We start from the raw sequence: 16630 nt of genomic DNA, 5'->3' as shown, positions 1-16630 counted from the left end.
CGTGGGAATGCAGCCCGTGACGCTCTGCGTCACAAAGCGGACGCTGAGCGTCCAGTGAGGCATTCCCACGCAGAGCGTGGGAACGATCTCGACATATCCCGGAACCCGTAATGAAACAGAAAAAAGCCCAATGGCCCTGGCACCTGCTGACGGTGCTGGTGCTGGTCGGCCTGGCCGGCGCGTTGTATTACGCCACCTCGCTGATGTCCTACGAATGGCGCTGGAACCGCGTGCCGCAGTACTTCGTCTACCAGGCCGAAGAATCCCAGCGTGCGTCGGACATTTCCACCGTCAGCGAGTTGGTGCGCAAGGGCGATGTGGCTGACGTCACCCTGCGTAATGACGAGGGCAACGAACAGCACCTGACCGTGGCCGAGAACAGTCTGCAAGTGGCCAAGGGCGATGACGTGGCCGAGGGCGATGTGGTCGGCGTCACCCGGCATTGGGCTGCGGGCCCTCTGCTGTGGGGCTTGTGGACTACGTTGTGGCTATCGGTGGTGTCCGGGGTGCTGGGACTGTTGATCGGCCTGGCGACCGGATTGTGTCGCCTGTCGAACAACCCGACTTTACGCGATCTGTCGACGATCTACGTCGAACTGGTACGCGGTACGCCGTTGTTGGTGCAGATCTTCATTTTCTATTTCTTTATCGGCACGGTGCTCAACCTGTCCCGGGAATTCGCCGGGATCGCCGCGCTTTCGCTGTTTACCGGTGCCTATGTGGCGGAAATTATCCGCGCCGGCGTGCAGTCGATTGCCCGTGGGCAGAATGAGGCGGCACGTTCCCTGGGGCTCAGTGCTGGCCAGTCGATGCGCCACGTGGTGTTGCCGCAAGCCTTCAAGCGCGTGCTGCCGCCCCTGGCCGGGCAATTTATCAGCCTGGTCAAGGACACATCCCTGGTGTCGGTGATCGCGATTACCGAGCTGCTCAAAAGCGGCCGCGAGGTCATCACCACCTCGTTCTCGCCGTTCGAAATCCTGTTCTGCGTCGCAGGCCTGTACCTGCTGATCAACCTGCCGCTGTCGAAAATCGCCAGCCGGCTTGAGCGGAGGCTCGCGCAAAGTGATTGAAGTCCGCGATCTGGTAAAAGTCTTCGACACCCGTGGCCACGTCGTGCGCGCGGTGGATAACGTGACCACGCAGGTGGCCAGGGGTGAAGTGCTGGTGGTGATCGGCCCGTCCGGTTCCGGCAAGTCGACGTTCCTGCGCTGCCTTAACGGCCTGGAGGAATTCGATTCCGGCTCGGTAAGCATCGACGGCCTGCAACTGGCAGACCCGAAAACCGACGTGAACGCCTACCGCCGTGAAGTCGGCATGGTGTTCCAGCACTTCAACCTGTTCCCCCACATGACCGTGCTGGAAAACCTCTGCCTGGCGCAAAAAGTCGTGCGCAAGCGCGGCAAGAAAGAGCGCGAGGCCAAGGCCCTGGCGCTCCTGGAGAAAGTCGGCATTGCCCAGAAAGCCCACGAGTTCCCGTCGCGGCTTTCCGGTGGCCAGCAGCAACGCGTCGCGATTGCCCGCGCGCTGGCGATGGAGCCCAAGGTGATGCTGTTTGACGAGCCCACCTCGGCCCTGGACCCGGAAATGGTCGGCGAAGTGCTGGACGTGATGAAGACCCTGGCCCTGGAAGGCATGACCATGGTCTGCGTCACCCATGAAATGGGCTTTGCCCGGGAAGTGGCTGATCGCGTGCTGTTCTTCGATCACGGCAAACTGTTGGAGGACGCCGCCCCGGCGCAATTCTTCGATGCGCCGAAGGACCCTCGCGCCCAAGCCTTCCTGCGCCAGGTTCTGTAAATGCGTGGGAATGCTTCTTGTGGCGAGGGAGCTCCCTCGCCACAGGATAGCGTTGGTCGTGGGTTTTTTCAGACCTTGAACTTGCCCACCCACACCTGCAAATCCGCCCCCAGGCGCGCCAGTTCGACACTGGCCGCCGCAGTGTCCTGACTCGCGGCCCAGGTCTGTTCCGATACATCCTTGACCTTCAACACGCTGCGATTGATCTCCTCGGCGACTGCGGTTTGTTCCTCGGCGGCAGCGGCAATTTGCGGGTTCATCTCCTGAATCACTGACACGGTACGGGTGATGCCAGCCAGCGCCTCTCCTGCGCGGCGGGTCAGTTGCACGCTGTTGTCGGTGAGGCTGCGACTGTTGTCCATGATGTCGGCCACCTGCTGCGTGCCCCGGTGCAGGCCGCTGATCAACTCCTCGATTTCCTCGGCCGACTGCTGGGTGCGTTGTGCCAGGCTGCGCACTTCATCGGCGACCACGGCAAAGCCCCTGCCGGCTTCGCCTGCGCGGGCCGCCTCGATCGCGGCGTTGAGGGCCAGCAAGTTGGTCTGTTCCGATACCGACTTGATCACCTCCAGCACGCTGCCGATCTTCCGGCTTTCCTGTTGCAGGCCTTGCATGGCCTGGCTTGAACGCGCCATCTCCTGAGCCAGGTGCTCGATGTGGGTAATGGCCTCAGCCACCACCTGATCGCCCTGGCCCGCCTGCCGGTCGGCCTCGGCAGCAGCCAGCGACGCTTGCTCGGCATGGCGCGCAACTTCCTGGGAGGTGGCGAGCATCTCGTTCATGGCGGTGGCCACCTGTTCGGTTTCCTGCTTCTGGCCGTCGACCCCGTCGCGAGTTTGCTCGGTGACCGCCGAGAGTTGCTCGGCGGCGCTGGCGATCTGCTGGGCGCTGTCGCCGATGCCGCTGATCAAGCCCCGCAGGTTGAGGGTCATTTGCCCGATGCTGCGCTGCAACTGTCCCAGTTCATCCTGGCGCGAGGCCTGGATGTCGTGGCTCAGGTCACCTTCGGCAATCCGGTTGGCCACGGACAGGGCCTGGCGCAGTGGTGCGACGATCTGGCCGGCGATCAACCAGGCGGCCACGACGCCGAGCAACAGCGCCGCTGCAGTAACGTTGAGCAGCAGGGTGCGGGCGAGGCTGGCTTCGTTGTCACGCTTGGCGGTCTGGTCCTGGCTCAGCAGGTCGCTTTCCGTGAGCAATTGATCCAGCCACTGTTCAAGCTGGTTCTGGGTGGTTTCGGCGCTGAGTTGGGCGTCCTTGAGGCGTGTCAGGTGAGTCCGAAAGTCGAGCAGGACTTTTTTCAGGGCGCTGGCGTCAACCGGCAGCGCGCCTACCGCCGCCTGGGCGCCATCCAGGGCCAGTAGCGCATCACTCACGTCCTTGGCATAGGCGTCCAATGACGCAGCGGCCCAGGCGGGGCTCTGGGCGCGGTCTTCGGCTTGTTCCAGGGCCTGGCGCAATTGTTCCACGGCATCGAGGGCCTTTTCATCGTCTTGATTGGGCAGGTTGCTCGACAGTTCAGAGAGGCTGTCACTGCTCTGGACTGAGCTGCGCTTGAGCTGTTCACGGGCGTTTTCACGTTGCTTGATCAGCCCCTCCAGGCCGCTTAAGGCGGTCTTGAAGCTGGTGACGAAGCGTCGGCTTTCCTGCAGCTGTTGTTGGTTGACCGGGTCGGTAAATCGCGGGGAAAGATCCACCAGGAACTGGTCGATCTTGTCCATGTGCAGCTCTATTTTGGACAGGCTGGCCGGGTCGTTCAGGGTGCGATAGACGATGCGATCAGCGCGCAACTCTTCGCCGACGACTGCCAATTGCGAGAGCAGCGTGAGTTTTTGGGAGCGCTCGAGGGATGCGCTCAAGGCTTGCCAGCCGGTAGAGGCGATGATCAGGCTGAGGCTGAGCACCAGGCCAAAGCCCAGGGCAAGTTTGAGGCTGATGCTGATGTTTCCGAGCAGGCGGGTCAGTGGACGAAACATGGTGAACCTCCAACGAATCAAAAGGAGCGTCTCAAGCGTCCGGCCAACAATGGTCAGGGGAGTTGAAACGCTACTTTTATTCGGCGCCAGGTGTGTGATCCACGACCTGAAAAACGCGTAGGAAATTTCACATATTGTCGGAGCGGCGGCCCTGATGGCCGCCGCAAGCGGGTCAGACCTTGAAGCGACCTACCAGGCTTTGCAGGTAAACCCCCAGGCGCGCCAGCTCGGCACTGGAAGCCGCAGTTTCTTCGCTGGCCGCCGAGGTTTGTTCGGAAACGTCCCGCACGTTGAGCACGCTGCGGTTGATCTCTTCGGCCACGGCGCTTTGCTGCTCGGCGGCGGTGGCGATCTGCTGGTTCATCGCCTGGATCGCCGAGACGGTACGGGTGATGTTCTCCAGGGCGTTGCCGGCCCGACGGGTCAGCTCGACGCTGCTGTCGGTCAGGCCGCGACTGTTGTCCATGATGGTCGCCACCTGCTGGGTGCCGCTTTGCAGGCCGACGATCAACTCTTCGATTTCCTCGGTGGACTTCTGCGTCCGCTGGGCCAGGCTGCGCACTTCATCGGCAACCACCGCAAAACCGCGTCCGGCTTCACCGGCGCGCGCCGCTTCAATCGCTGCGTTAAGGGCCAGCAGGTTGGTTTGCTGGGCCACCGACTTGATGACGTCCAGCACACTGCCGATCTTGTCGCTCTCACGCTTGAGATGGCCCATGGCTTCGGTGGAGTTGCCCACCTCGCTGGCCAGGCGCTCGATCTGGGCGATGGCCTCGCCGACCACCTTGTCGCCTTCACGGGCCTGCTGGTCGGCGGCTACGGCGGCTTCCGAGGCTTCTTCAGCGTTACGGGCGACTTCCTGCACGGTAGCGGCCATTTCGTTCATGGCGGTGGCCACCTGGTCGGTCTCGACCTTCTGGCTGTTGACCCCGGCGCTGGTCTGCTCGGTAACGGCCGATAGCTGCTCGGCGGCACTGGCGATCTGGGTGACGCCGTCGCTGATACCGCCAATCAGCTCCCGCAGGCCCACGGTCATGCTTTGCATCGACCGTTGCAGCTGCCCCAGTTCATCCTGGCGCAGGGAGATCAGGTTGTGGCTCAGGTCGCCGGACGCCACGCGTTCGGCGACTTTGAGGGTCTGGTTCAATGGAATCACGATCTGCCGGGTAATGGCCCAGGCGGCGAGTACACCAAACGCCAGCGCGAGGGTGGTGGCCAGTAACAGCAGGTTCTTGGCGTGGGCGGCATCGGTATCACGCACCACGGTTTGCGAAGTGGTGAGTTTGTTACTGCGATCGAGCAGGATATCGCCCTGCTCGCCCATGATTTTCATCGCGGCGGCACTGGCCACCTGGGAGTCGCGGTACTGGCTCACGGCGGCGCGGTAGGCCTGCAGCGAGGCGCTGGCCTCTTGCAGGTTGGCCCGGTATTGCTCGGGCAACTGGTCGTTGAGGTCGGTGATTTTCTTCAGGGCGTTGTCGATGGCATCCAGCGCCGGCTGTTCGGCCTCGACCTTGCCGCTGTAGGTGTAGCCGCGCACCTGGAAGCGCGCTTGCTGGATCAGTTTGCTCAGGTCGACCACGCTGTTGAACAGGGTGACGCTGTCGCCTTGCAGCAGGGATTTTTCCACTTCGTTGATTTTTGCGACGGCGTTGTCGGCGGTATCGCCCAGTTTGCTGCGGGCGCCTTCACGCTTGAGGCCGGCCTGCACCATGGCGCCGAAGGCTTTTTTGTATTGGCCCAAGGCATCCTGTTGCTGCTCTACCACGAGCTTGTCGTCGGGTTGCTCGATCAGGTCTGCGGCGGTTTTCAGGCCACTGTCCAGCTGGGTGATCAGGTCGTTGACCGCGCTGGTGCCTTGTTCGCCACGGCGCATTTCGAAGTCCAGTCGCGCCAGGCGCAGGTCCTTGGTCAGCCCGTTGAGGCTGGAGATGTAGCCCAGCTTGTCGCCACGGCTGATCACGCCGCTGAGGCCGGTCCAGCCGGTGAAGGTGATCAATAGGGTCAGGACCAATACCAGGCCGAAGCCTATGCTCAGCTTGCGGTTGACGCTGACATTCCCCAGTTTCTCGGCTAACCAACGATACATGCTGCGAACTCCCCTGGAACAAGGCTTGGACTTATTCAGAGCGTATCGGCAGATTCGGAGGTTTCTGTAGGAGCGAGCTTGCTCGCGAAGGTCGTCAACGATAACGCGGGCATTCTGAGTGAGCGCGGTGTCCTTGAGTTTTTCGCGAGCAAGCTCGCTCCTACAGGAGAGGGCGGTGTTAGAAAAGGCGGGCGAGCAGCGCGGTGACGGCGGTTTCGACTCTCAGGATGCGCGCGCCGAGTTGCACCGGCTGCAATCCGGCCTTGGCCAGCAGGTCCACCTCGTAGGGAATCCAGCCGCCTTCCGGCCCGATGGCCAGGGTGACCGGCTCATCCAGCCCGCGAGGGCAGGGCGGATAGTCGCCGGGGTGACCAATCAGGCCGAGGGTGCCTTGCGCCATGGCGGGCAGGCGGTCTTCGACGAATGGCTTGAAGCGCTTTTCGATCACGATCTCGGGCAGCACTGTGTCCCGGGCCTGTTCCAGGCCGAGGATCAATTGCTCGCGAATCGCTTCCGGCTCCAGGAACGGCGTCTGCCAGAAGCTCTTTTCCACGCGATAGCTGTTCACCAGCACCACCCGCGGCACGCCCATGGACGCAACGGTTTGCAGCACCCGGCGCAGCATTTTCGGACGGGGCAGGGCCAGCAGCAGGGTCAGGGGCAGCTTGGCCGGCGGCGGCTGGTCGAAGGTCACTTCCAGCTCGGCTTCCCGGGCTTCCAGGCGCAGCAACTGCGCGTTGCCCATCAAACCGCCAATCCGTCCGACCCGCAGGCTGTCGCCTACGGCGGCACGGTGGACTTCCTGCATATGCACCAGGCGCCGATCACGCAGCACCACCCGGTCGGCCGCGATAAAGTCGGCCTCCTCAAGCAGCAGCAGGTTCACGGCTGGGTCGCTGGCGGCTGGTCGTCGTCGGCGGGTTGGTCATCGGGGTGATCGCCACGCTTGCTCACCAGGCTGCCAAACAGGATGCCAATCTCGAACAGCATCCACATGGGTACGGCCAGCAGGGTCTGGGAGAAGATGTCCGGCGGGGTCAGGATCATGCCGACCACGAAGCAGCCGATGATCACGTAGGGGCGGATCTTCTTCAGGTATTTGACGTCGACCACGCCGATCCACACCAGCAGCACCACGGCCACCGGGATTTCGAAGGCCACGCCAAAGGCGAAGAACAGCGTCATCACGAAGTCGAGGTAGCTGGTGATGTCGGTCATCATTTCCACACCGGCCGGGGTGGCGGCGGCGAAGAACTTGAAGATCAGCGGGAACACCAGGAAGTAGGCAAAGGCCATCCCGGTGTAGAACAGCAGGATGCTCGACACCAGCAGCGGCACGGCGATGCGTTTTTCATGCTTGTACAGGCCCGGCGCGATAAAGCCCCAGATCTGATGCAGGATCACCGGGATCGCCAGGAACAGCGAGACCATCATCGTCAGCTTCAACGGCGTGAGGAACGGTGACGACACGTCGGTGGCGATCATCGTCGCGCCGGCCGGCAGGTAATTGCGCAGCGGCGTGGAGACGAAGGTGTAGATCTGCTGGGTGAAGGCAAACAGCCCGGCAAAGATGATGAAGATCGCCGCGACACAGCGCAGCAGGCGGGTGCGCAACTCGGTGAGGTGCGAGACCAGTGGCATGTGCTGGTCGGTTTCCGGTTTATCAGCGCTCATGGGGCTCGCGGCGGCAATGTAGGGTCGTGGGGCGCGGGCGACACGGCAGGTGTCGGCGCGGGTTCGGTCGGGGTCACGGGCGCAGTGGGCGCAGGCTCGACGGCGTGCACGGGTTCAGCGACCGGTGCAGGCGCGGGTGCGGCGGGCGGAGCAATCGAATGCTCGGCCACAGGCTCGACCGGCTTGGGCGTTTCCTGCACCGGCGAGAGAATCTTCCGTGCCTCCTGCTCCAACGACAGAATGTGTTCGTTGTGCAGTTGCCGGCGAATCTCGTCGGCGCCGATTTCCCGTTCAACTTCCTGTTTGATGGCGTTGAAACTGCGTTTCAGGCGCCCGATCCACAGGCCGGCCGTGCGCGCGGCACCGGGCAGGCGTTCCGGCCCCAGTACCAGCAGGGCCACGAGGCCGACGAGCAGCAGTTCAGAGAAGCTGATACCAAACATTATTCAGTACTCACGAGTCTTTTTGGTTCTGCTCTTTGACGTGCTCGGCCTGCACGTCGAAGGTGCGACGTTCAGTGATCGGCTGAGTGGCCTGCGGGTGTACAGGCTGCGCCGGTGGCACCGGATTGACCGCCGGGTCGGCAGGCTTTTCGTCGTCGTTCATGGCCTTGCGAAAGCCCTTGATCGATTCACCGACGTCGGTGCCGAGGTTTTTCAGTTTCTTGGTGCCGAACACCAGCACAACGACCACAAGAATGACGATCCAGTGTTTCCAGTCAAAAATGCCCATGCTGCAATTCCTCTGTAAAAGTTGGTCAGACGGACGGGCGCGAGGCCTTTTCGGCATGCCCGGACAAGCCGAAGCGACGGTCCAGTTCATCAAGCACTGCCTGTGGATGCTGCCCCAGTTGGGCGAGCATGACCAGACTGTGGAACCACAAGTCGGCAGTTTCGTAGATCACGTCGCTGCAGTCGCCGCTGATTTGCGCGTCCTTGGCCGCAATAATCGTCTCGACGGATTCTTCGCCGAGTTTTTCCAGGATCTTGTTCAGACCCTTGTGGTACAGGCTGGCGACGTAGGAGCTGTCGGCGTCCGCGCCTTTGCGGTCTTCCAGCACCTGGGCCACACGGTTGAGGGTATCGCTCATGTTCAGTGTCCTGCCGAATAGATAGCGTGCGGGTCTTTGAGCACGGGCTCGACGGTCTTCCACTCGCCGTTCTGGAACACGCGGTAGAAGCAGCTGTGACGGCCGGTGTGACAGGCGATATCGCCGATCTGCTCGACCTTGAGGATCACCACATCGGCATCGCAGTCGATGCGCATCTCATGCAGGGTTTGCACGTGCCCGGACTCTTCGCCCTTGCGCCACAGTTTGCCACGGGAACGTGACCAGTAGATGGCGCGGTTCTCGGCGGCGGTCAGGCTCAGGGCCTCGCGGTTCATCCAGGCCATCATCAGCACGCGCCCGGTCTTGTAGTCCTGGGCAATGGCCGGCACCAGGCCGTCACTGTCCCACTTGATCTCGTCCAGCCAGTCTTTCATTTTCGGCTCCGGCAATTTGCGACAGTGTATAACCGGATTGGCTATCGACGCACGATCAGATACACGCCCACCGCGACCATGATGCCGGCCGGCCAGTGGCCCAGTTCATTCAGCGGCCCGCCGGCGGCCAGTATCGTACCGCCCACCAGGTGCGCGGCGCCCAGCAGGCGCAGGAACCAGTCGTCCTTGCGCTTGTGCCACGGCGGTGCGGGGTCCTTGGCGTGGGGCTGGGACATGCGCTCCAGCAGGTCGCGGGTCATGTTGGCCAGGTGCGGCAGTTGCTCGACCTGGCTTTGCAGGTTGCCCAGCAGGGTTTTCGGGCTGATACGGTCCCGCATCCAGCGCTCGAGGAACGGCTGGGCGGTGTTCCACAGGTCGAGGTCCGGGTACAGCTGGCGGCCCAGGCCTTCGATGTTCAGCAGGGTCTTTTGCAACAGCACCAGCTGCGGCTGCACTTCCATATTGAAGCGCCGCGCCGTCTGGAACAGACGCATCAGCACCTGACCGAAGGAAATATCCTTTAACGGTTTTTCAAAGATCGGCTCGCACACAGTGCGGATCGCCGCTTCGAATTCGTTGAGCTTGGTTTCGGCCGGCACCCAGCCCGAATCGATGTGCAACTGCGCCACGCGGCGGTAGTCACGCTTGAAGAAAGCGAACAGGTTGCGCGCCAGGTAATCCTGGTCTTCCGGGGTCAGGCTGCCGACGATGCCGCAGTCGATCGCAATGTACTGCGGGCTCCACGGGTTCACGGTGCTGACGAAGATGTTGCCGGGGTGCATGTCGGCATGGAAGAAGCTGTCGCGGAATACCTGGGTGAAGAAAATTTCCACGCCGCGCTCGGCAAGCATCTTCATGTCGGTGCGCTGGTCGGCCAGGGTCGCGAGGTCGGTGACCTGCACGCCGTAGATGCGCTCCATCACCAGCACTTTCGGGCGGCACCAGTCCCAATAGACTTGCGGCACGTACAGCAGCTGCGAGCCTTCGAAGTTGCGCTTGAGCTGGCTGGCGTTGGCCGCTTCGCGCAGCAGGTCGAGTTCGTCGTAGATGGTTTTTTCGTAGTCCAGCACCACGTCCACCGGGTGCAGCAGGCGCGCATCGGCAGAGAAGCGCTCGGCGGCGCGGGCGAGGATGAACAGCCACGCCAGGTCCTGGCCGATGATCGGCTTGAGGCCCGGGCGGATCACCTTCACCACCACTTCTTCGCCGCTTTTCAGTTGCGCGGCATGCACCTGGGCCACCGAGGCCGAGGCCAGCGGCGCGATGTCGAAGCGGCTGAAGACTTCGCTGATCTTCTTGCCCAGCTGTTCTTCAATCAGCGTGACTGCCAGTTGCGAGTCGAACGGTGGCACGCGGTCCTGCAACAGCATCAGCTCGTCGGCGATATCTTCGGGCAACAGGTCGCGGCGGGTGGAGAGGATCTGCCCGAACTTGATGAAGATCGGCCCCAGGTCCTGCAACGCCAGGCGCAGGCGCGCGCCACGGCTCAGCTCGAGGGTCTTGCGCGGGAACCAGCGCCACGGCAGCACATAGCGCACCGCCAGCAGAAACCACGGCAGCGGCAGGGCGAACAGCAGGTCATCGAGGCGGTAGCGGATTACGACGCGCTGGATACGAAACAAACGGCGGACGGCGAGCAGCTTCATGCGTTATCGCTTGAATCAAGGGAGCGGCTCAGGCGCTCGAAGCGCGCCTCAAGTCGTTCCAGGTCGAGTTTGGCCTGGTCGAGTTCGCGAAAGCGCGCTTCCGCTTCCCGTTGTCCGACCAGGGTGCGCGATTCTTCGCTCAGGTATTCGGCGAGGTTCTGGTTCAGGCTGGCGAAACCCTGCTGGTACCAGCGCGTGCGGCTGCGCAGATGACCGCTGATCAGTTGGGTGGCCACCGGGCCGAGCCAACGTGACAGCTCGTATTCCCAGTCCAGTTCCAGGTCTTGCAGCACGGCGGCCAGGTCCATCAGCACCGCGCTGTCGCCTTCAAGTTCCACGTCCGGGCCGTGGAGGATCGCCGTCTTGTCCCGGCTCAGGGCCAGGCGCAGCAGGCTTGAGCCGGAAGCACGCAGGGTGCAGTCGGCGTCGGCGGCCCAGTGGGACGCCAGCAACAGGCCTTCATCGCTGGGCAGGATAAACAGCTGCAAGGCGGGGCTGGTGCAGTCGACGGCGATGATCCTGCCGTTCAGGTGCGCCAGCCGTGCCAGGGCGGTGCTGTCCAGGCGCAGTACACGGTTGAGGCCGTGTTCGACGCTGGCGAGAAGGCCTGCGAACAGCATCAGGGCTTGATGCCGCGGTGCAGGGCGACGATGCCCGAGGTCATGTTGTGGTAGGTCACGCGGTCGAAACCGGCCTCTACCATCATCGACTTCAGGGTTTCCTGGTTCGGGTGCATGCGGATCGATTCGGCCAGGTAGCGGTAGCTTTCGGCGTCATTGGTGATCAGCTTGCCCATCAACGGCATGAAGGCGAACGAGTAGGTGTCGTAGACCTTGGACATCAGTGCGTTGGTCGGCTTGGAGAACTCCAGCACCAGCAGGCGACCGCCGGGCTTGAGTACGCGCAGCATCGAGCGCAGTGCGTCTTCCTTGTGGGTCACGTTACGCAGGCCGAAGGCGATGGTCACGCAGTCGAAGTGGTTGTCCGGGAACGGCAGCTTTTCAGCGTCGGCCTGGACGAACTCGATATTGCCCGCCACACCTTTGTCCAGCAGGCGATCACGACCGACCTTGAGCATCGAGCCGTTGATGTCGGCCAGTACCACCTGCCCGGTGGGGCCCACCAGCTTGGAGAACTTGGCGGCCAGGTCGCCCGTGCCGCCTGCGATATCCAGCACACGGTTGCCGGTGCGTACACCCGACAACTCAATGGTGAAGCGCTTCCACAGGCGGTGCATGCCGCCGGAGAGCACGTCGTTCATCAAGTCGTACTTGGCGGCGACCGAGTGGAACACCTCGGCGACTTTTTCCGCTTTCTGGCTTTCCGGGACGTTCTTGAAGCCGAAGTGAGTGGTGGGTTCGGCATCGCTGCCTTTGCGCTGATCAGTCATATCGCTGTCACCAAAAGAGAATGGGGGCATTCTAATCCCCAAGGCATGCTTTGTCTTGGCAAGGCTGAAGGTAAGATAGGTGGTCACCGAGACCTTTTGCCGCATGGCGGGTCGACAAGTCTCTATAACGAGGAGTCATTCAAATGGCCCGTATACAGGTTGAACGTGCCCACACACTGGGCAAAGACGCTGCGCGAGAAAAAGCCGACAAGTTGGCGAGCAAACTCAAGGAGCAATATGGCCTGGAGTCTTCCTGGGCCGGCGACACACTGAACCTCAAACGTTCGGGCGTTAAAGGCACCGTGAAAGTGGCGGAAGATTCCCTGCGGATTGAAGTCGAACTGGGCCTGTTGATGTCGGCCATGAGTGGCACCATCAAGTCCGAAATCGAGAAGGCACTGGATAAAGCCCTGGCCTGATTTGCGACCTTCTTAGGGTGCCGATTCTAATTTTTCTGCCTACTTTGTGCCCAAGCCCCCAACTTCTGTGGGCAGTTCCTCCCCCCTTTATGCGTGAGGTGCACCATGGCCAAAGTTATTTTGAAGAAAAAAATTGCTACCGGAACTAACGCCCTGACTGACGTTAAATCCTATGCCCGCAAGATCTGGCTGGCCGGTTTGGGGGCTTACGCCAAGGTCGGAAGCGAGGGCACCGAGTACTTCAAAGAGCTGGTTAAGACTGGTCAACATGTTGAAAGTAAAGGCAAAAAAGTTGTGATTGAACAACTTGATGCAGCCAACAGTCAGATTGATCAAGTCAAGAGCGAAGTCTTCGGCATCAAAGGTCGAGTCGAAGTGCAACTGGATAAAGTTGAAAGCGCTTTTGATAGTCGTGTTGGAAGTGCCTTGAATCGGATCGGCATTCCGTCTAAACATGACGTGGAGACACTCTCTGCTAAGCTCGATGAGCTGACGGCATTGCTCGAACGTGTCGCGCGTAAACACTAAGGAGACAACGGGATGGCTGGTAAAAAGACTACTGATAAAGAAGGCAGCTCGTGGATCGGGGAAGTTGAAAAATACTCCCGCAAGATCTGGCTGGCCGGTTTAGGCGTGTACTCGAAGGTGAGCAGTGACGGCGGTAAATACTTCGAGACTTTGGTTAAAGACGGCGAGAAGGCCGAGAAGTTGACCAAGAGCACAGTGGGTAAACAAGTCGATGCGGCAAAGGCTTCCGCCGGTTCTGCCAAATCACGTATCAGCGACAAGTGGGGCGAACTGGAAGGGGCTTTTGACAAGCGCCTGAACAGTGCCATTTCGCGACTGGGCGTACCTAGCCGTACTGAAGTGAAAGCGCTGCACAGCAAGGTCGATACCTTGACCAGGCAAATCGAAAAACTCACTGGCCTTAAAGCTGCGCCAGTTGCGGCTAAAACTGCAGCGGCTAAACCGGCTGCCAAGCCTGCCGCAAAAACTGCAGCGGCCAAGCCTGCTGCTAAAACCGCCGCTAAACCGCTGGTCAAGGCCGCCGCCAAACCGGCAGCCAAGCCCGCCGCCAAGGCGCCGGCCAAAGCTGCTGCAAAACCGGCTGCCAAGCCTGCGGCGAAAACCGCAGCGGCTAAACCGGCCGCCAAGCCTGCCGCTAAACCAGTGGCCGCTAAAGCAGCTGCAAAACCTGCGGCGAAACCTGCAGCCAAGCCGGCAGCAAAAGCAGCAGCCAAGCCAGCGGCGAAAACCGCTGCCGCCAAACCTGCTGCAGCGAAGCCTGCTGCCAAGCCAGCCGCTGCGAAACCTGCAGCCAAGCCGGTTGCTGCCAAACCCGCCGCCAAGCCTGCGGCTGCAAAACCTGCAGCGGCCAAGCCAGCTGCAAAACCGGCTGCGGCGAAGAAGCCGGCCGTAGCCAAAAAGCCAGCAGCGCCGAAGCCAGCGGTAGCGGCCAAGCCTGCAACTGCAGCGCCGGCGACCAACTCGGTCACGCCACCGACGCCTGCTGCTACCCCGACTGCAACGCCGGCAAGCCCGACGCCTACCAGTCAGTCCTGATTTTTACGGGACACATAAAAACGCCCGGCCTGCGAAGGTCGGGCGTTTTTTATGGAATCTACAGAACAACACAAATCCAATGTGGGAGCGGGCTTGCTCGCGAAAGCGGTGGATCAGTCACACATGTATTGACTGACACTCCGCTTTCGCGAGCAAGCCCGCTCCCACATTTTAGTCCGCGTCGTCCAGGTAGCGCAGCGCCAACCTCTCTGTCGCCAGCCTCGCCGGCATCAGCAGATGCGGGGCCACCAGCATCATGATCTGGTACACCACCACCCGCACCTCACCTTCTCGGTCGAGAATCCGCTGGTAGTCCAGGGAAAACAGCAAGGTCATGGTGATCTGTTCCACCAACTGCCCCAGCGCCTGGGTTTCACTGACCAGTTGCCCATCCGTCTTGAGGCGGGCCAGCAACGAGGCCAGCGTGCGCTTGAGCGCCGTCAGCAGGTTGCGGATGCCCTTGGCCAGTTTCGGCAGGCGGCCCGCCAGGTTCGACAGGTCCTGGAACAGAAACCGATAGTGCGCCATGCGCTCCACGATCAGGTGCAGGAACAGCCAGTAATCCTCGGCCGCCAGTTGTGCGTCTTCCGGCGGATCGAGCAACGGCGCCAATTCGTTTTGAAAGCGCTCGAACAGCCCGAGCACCAACGGTTCCTTGCCATGGAAGTGGTAATAGAGATTGCCGGGGCTGATCCCCATTTCATTGGCCACCTCCATGGTCGACACGTTCGGCTCGCCCTTGTGGTTGAACAACTGCAAGGCACATTCAAGGATACGGTCGCGGGTCTTCATCCAGTCTTCTTAAAGTCGTCGTGGGGCTCAGCGGACTCGCACATAGGTGCCCGGCGCCGCTTCCATCGGTGGGTAATTCTGGTTGCCCAGGGCGGTCAGTGTTTCGCGCTGCACACCGGAGCGCTGCTGGATCCACGCCAGCCAGTTGGGCCACCAGCTGCCCTCGACATGATTGGCGTCGTAGTACCAGGCGCGCGGGTCGCTGCTCAGCTTGAGGTTCTCGACGTAGTTGGCCTTGGGGTTGCCCGGCGGGTTGAGGATGCTCTGGACATGCCCGCTGTTGGACAGAATGAAGCGCTTGTCGCCGCCCAGCAGCTGGGTGGAGCGGTACACCGCGTCCCACGGCGTGATGTGGTCGTTGATGCCGCCCACGCTGAAACTGTCCACCGTGACCTTCTGTAAGTCGACGGGCGTGCCGCACACCTCCAGGCCGCCGGGATGGCTCAGCGGGTTGTGCTTGAAGAAGTCCAGCAAGTCGCCATGCAGCGCGGCGGGCAGGCGGGTGTTGTCGTTGTTCCAGTACAGGATGTCGAAGGCCGGCGGTTCCTTGCCCAGCAGGTAATTGTTGATCCAGTAGTTCCAGATCAGGTCGTTGGGACGCATCCAGGCGAATACCTTGGCCATGTCCCGGCCGTCGAGTACGCCTTGCTGGTAAGAGCGGCGCTTGGCGGCTTCCAGCGTCTGTTCGTCGGCAAACAGGGTGGCGGGGCTGTCGATCTGGCTGTCCAGCAGGCTCACCAGGTAGCTGGCGCTGGAGATGCGGCGCAGCTGGCGCTTGGCCTGCAGATGGCCTTGCAGCGCGGCGATGGTCAGGCCACCGGCGCAGGCGCCCATCAGGTTGACCTCACGGGCGCCGGTGATTGCGCGGGTTACGTTCAGCGCTTCTTCCAAAGCCGCGACGTAGGTGGACAAGCCCCATTCGCGGTGGCGTACATCCGGGTTGCGCCAGCTGACCATAAACACTTGCAGGCCATTTTTCAGGGCGAACTGGACGAAGCTGTTGTTCGGGCTCAGGTCGAAAATGTAGTACTTGTTGATTTGCGGCGGCACCACCAGCAGCGGCTTGGCGTACTGTTTTTCGCTCATGGGCTTGTACTGGATCAGCTCCAGCAGTTCATTGCGAAACACCACCGAACCGGGTGTGGTGGCCACCGTCTTGCCGACTTCAAAGGCCTGCTTGGTGACCTGGCGCGGCAAGCCGTTGTTGTGCAGCAGGTCGTCGAACAGGTTGCTGACGCCACGCACCACGCTGTTGCCGCCGGAGTTGAGCAGCTCCTTGATCGCCAGCGGGTTGAGCAGGGTGTTGGATGGCGACACCGCATCGTTGAGCAGGGCAAAGGCAAAGTGCGCCCGCGCCTGGTCGTCGGCGCTGAGGTTGCTGTCGTCGATCCAGTGGCGAGTCTGTTTTTGCCAGCTCAGGTAGGCTTGCAGGCTGCGCCGATAAAACGGGTTGAGCTGCCAGGTCGGGTCGGCGAAGCGGCTGTCCTTCGGGTTCGGCTCGTGCACCGTTTCCCCGAGCAGCACGCGGCCCAATTGCCCGCCCAACTTCAAGGCGTGACGGGCGGTGTGCACCGGGTTGCGCAAGCCGTGTGCGGCGACGCTGCGCAGGGTCGAGAGCAAATCCCGGCCGCGCAGGCCGGTGATCGCACTTTCAATATTGATGAACGCGGCGGGTGTGGGCACCGGGTTCGATACGGGTCTTTCTCGCATGCGCCAACACTCCTTCGTCAAGCCATCAACAAGCACGCCAATTCAGAACCATAGTCGGTTCTGGCCAAGTTGCGCGGCGCGGTCGTCCT

General features: G+C 61.7%; 18 protein-coding genes and 1 pseudogene. 5 read left to right on the top strand and 14 right to left on the bottom strand.

Annotation, left to right across the window (positions count from 1 at the left end; genetic code table 11):
* Positions 1-110: 110 nt before the first annotated feature.
* Both HX821_RS23500 and HX821_RS23495 read left to right on the top strand, forming a co-directional pair.
* Positions 111-1070, top strand: a complete 960-nt coding sequence (locus tag HX821_RS23500) for an amino acid ABC transporter permease (protein ID WP_003209286.1) — start codon at positions 111-113, stop codon at positions 1068-1070.
* Complete coding sequence (locus HX821_RS23495; protein WP_087692909.1) at positions 1063-1797, top strand: amino acid ABC transporter ATP-binding protein; 735 nt, start codon at positions 1063-1065, stop codon at positions 1795-1797. The genes HX821_RS23500 and HX821_RS23495 overlap by 8 nt, the downstream gene beginning before the upstream one ends.
* Before the next feature lie 68 nt (positions 1798-1865).
* Here HX821_RS23495 and HX821_RS23490 read toward each other — a convergent pair whose 3' ends face one another.
* From HX821_RS23490 to ubiE, 12 genes and pseudogenes are all read right to left on the bottom strand, one after another.
* Positions 1866-3773, bottom strand: coding sequence for a methyl-accepting chemotaxis protein (locus HX821_RS23490; RefSeq protein ID WP_008439276.1), 1908 nt, complete (start codon positions 3771-3773; stop codon positions 1866-1868).
* A gap of 172 nt (positions 3774-3945) precedes the next feature.
* Positions 3946-4659 carry a methyl-accepting chemotaxis protein gene (locus HX821_RS32070; RefSeq protein WP_371132926.1) on the bottom strand — a complete coding sequence of 238 codons (714 nt, stop codon included), beginning with the start codon at positions 4657-4659 and terminating at the stop codon, positions 3946-3948.
* Between the two features lie 144 nt (positions 4660-4803).
* Positions 4804-5862: pseudogene (locus HX821_RS32065) on the bottom strand (methyl-accepting chemotaxis protein); the annotation flags it as partial.
* A gap of 178 nt (positions 5863-6040) precedes the next feature.
* Complete coding sequence (locus tag HX821_RS23480; RefSeq protein WP_003209293.1) at positions 6041-6748, bottom strand: 16S rRNA (uracil(1498)-N(3))-methyltransferase; 708 nt, start codon at positions 6746-6748, stop codon at positions 6041-6043.
* Positions 6745-7536 (bottom strand): twin-arginine translocase subunit TatC, encoded by a 792-nt coding sequence (tatC, locus tag HX821_RS23475; protein WP_003209295.1) that lies wholly within the window; start codon positions 7534-7536, stop codon positions 6745-6747. Before tatC ends, HX821_RS23480 begins: the two co-directional genes overlap by 4 nt.
* On the bottom strand, positions 7533-7979 hold the full coding sequence (tatB, locus tag HX821_RS23470) for a Sec-independent protein translocase protein TatB (protein ID WP_003209296.1): 447 nt from the start codon (positions 7977-7979) through the stop codon (positions 7533-7535). The genes tatC and tatB overlap by 4 nt, the downstream gene beginning before the upstream one ends.
* A 10-nt stretch (positions 7980-7989) precedes the next feature.
* Positions 7990-8268, bottom strand: a complete 279-nt coding sequence (locus tag HX821_RS23465) for a twin-arginine translocase TatA/TatE family subunit (protein ID WP_003209298.1) — start codon at positions 8266-8268, stop codon at positions 7990-7992.
* A 25-nt stretch (positions 8269-8293) separates the two neighbouring features.
* Complete coding sequence (locus tag HX821_RS23460; protein ID WP_008439273.1) at positions 8294-8626, bottom strand: phosphoribosyl-ATP diphosphatase; 333 nt, start codon at positions 8624-8626, stop codon at positions 8294-8296.
* Positions 8627-8628: 2 nt separating this feature from the next.
* Positions 8629-9021, bottom strand: a complete 393-nt coding sequence (gene hisI / locus HX821_RS23455; RefSeq protein ID WP_003209300.1) for a phosphoribosyl-AMP cyclohydrolase — start codon at positions 9019-9021, stop codon at positions 8629-8631.
* Positions 9022-9062: 41 nt separating this feature from the next.
* A complete protein-coding gene (ubiB, locus tag HX821_RS23450) occupies positions 9063-10667 on the bottom strand; it encodes a ubiquinone biosynthesis regulatory protein kinase UbiB (protein ID WP_003209302.1) in 1605 nt (534 codons plus the stop codon).
* A complete protein-coding gene (locus tag HX821_RS23445; protein WP_003209304.1) occupies positions 10664-11287 on the bottom strand; it encodes an SCP2 domain-containing protein in 624 nt (207 codons plus the stop codon). Before HX821_RS23445 ends, ubiB begins: the two co-directional genes overlap by 4 nt.
* Positions 11287-12057, bottom strand: a complete 771-nt coding sequence (ubiE, locus tag HX821_RS23440) for a bifunctional demethylmenaquinone methyltransferase/2-methoxy-6-polyprenyl-1,4-benzoquinol methylase UbiE (RefSeq protein ID WP_003209306.1) — start codon at positions 12055-12057, stop codon at positions 11287-11289. Before ubiE ends, HX821_RS23445 begins: the two co-directional genes overlap by 1 nt.
* 143 nt (positions 12058-12200) lie before the next feature.
* On the opposite strand from ubiE, the gene HX821_RS23435 reads away from it, so the two are divergent.
* The 3 genes from HX821_RS23435 to HX821_RS23425 all read left to right on the top strand — a co-directional run bounded on the left by HX821_RS23435 (position 12201) and on the right by HX821_RS23425 (position 14039).
* Positions 12201-12476 carry a polyhydroxyalkanoic acid system family protein gene (locus HX821_RS23435; protein WP_008439272.1) on the top strand — a complete coding sequence of 92 codons (276 nt, stop codon included), beginning with the start codon at positions 12201-12203 and terminating at the stop codon, positions 12474-12476.
* Between the two features lie 105 nt (positions 12477-12581).
* Positions 12582-13004, top strand: a complete 423-nt coding sequence (locus HX821_RS23430; protein WP_177036488.1) for a phasin family protein — start codon at positions 12582-12584, stop codon at positions 13002-13004.
* Positions 13005-13016: 12 nt separating this feature from the next.
* Positions 13017-14039, top strand: a complete 1023-nt coding sequence (locus HX821_RS23425; protein ID WP_087692914.1) for a phasin family protein — start codon at positions 13017-13019, stop codon at positions 14037-14039.
* 171 nt (positions 14040-14210) lie between these two features.
* Here the strand turns inward: HX821_RS23425 and HX821_RS23420 are convergent, their stop codons facing one another.
* Complete coding sequence (locus HX821_RS23420) at positions 14211-14831, bottom strand: TetR/AcrR family transcriptional regulator (protein ID WP_003209312.1); 621 nt, start codon at positions 14829-14831, stop codon at positions 14211-14213.
* Between the two features lie 27 nt (positions 14832-14858).
* Positions 14859-16541 carry a class II poly(R)-hydroxyalkanoic acid synthase gene (gene phaC / locus HX821_RS23415; RefSeq protein WP_008439266.1) on the bottom strand — a complete coding sequence of 561 codons (1683 nt, stop codon included), beginning with the start codon at positions 16539-16541 and terminating at the stop codon, positions 14859-14861.
* Between the last annotated feature and the right edge of the window lie 89 nt (positions 16542-16630).

The sequence above is a fragment of the Pseudomonas sp. B6001 genome (genome assembly GCF_013386015.1).
GTDB lineage: Bacteria > Pseudomonadota > Gammaproteobacteria > Pseudomonadales > Pseudomonadaceae > Aquipseudomonas.
The sequence above is the reverse complement of the archived record's forward strand: the minus strand, read 5'-3'. Positions and strand labels throughout refer to the sequence as shown.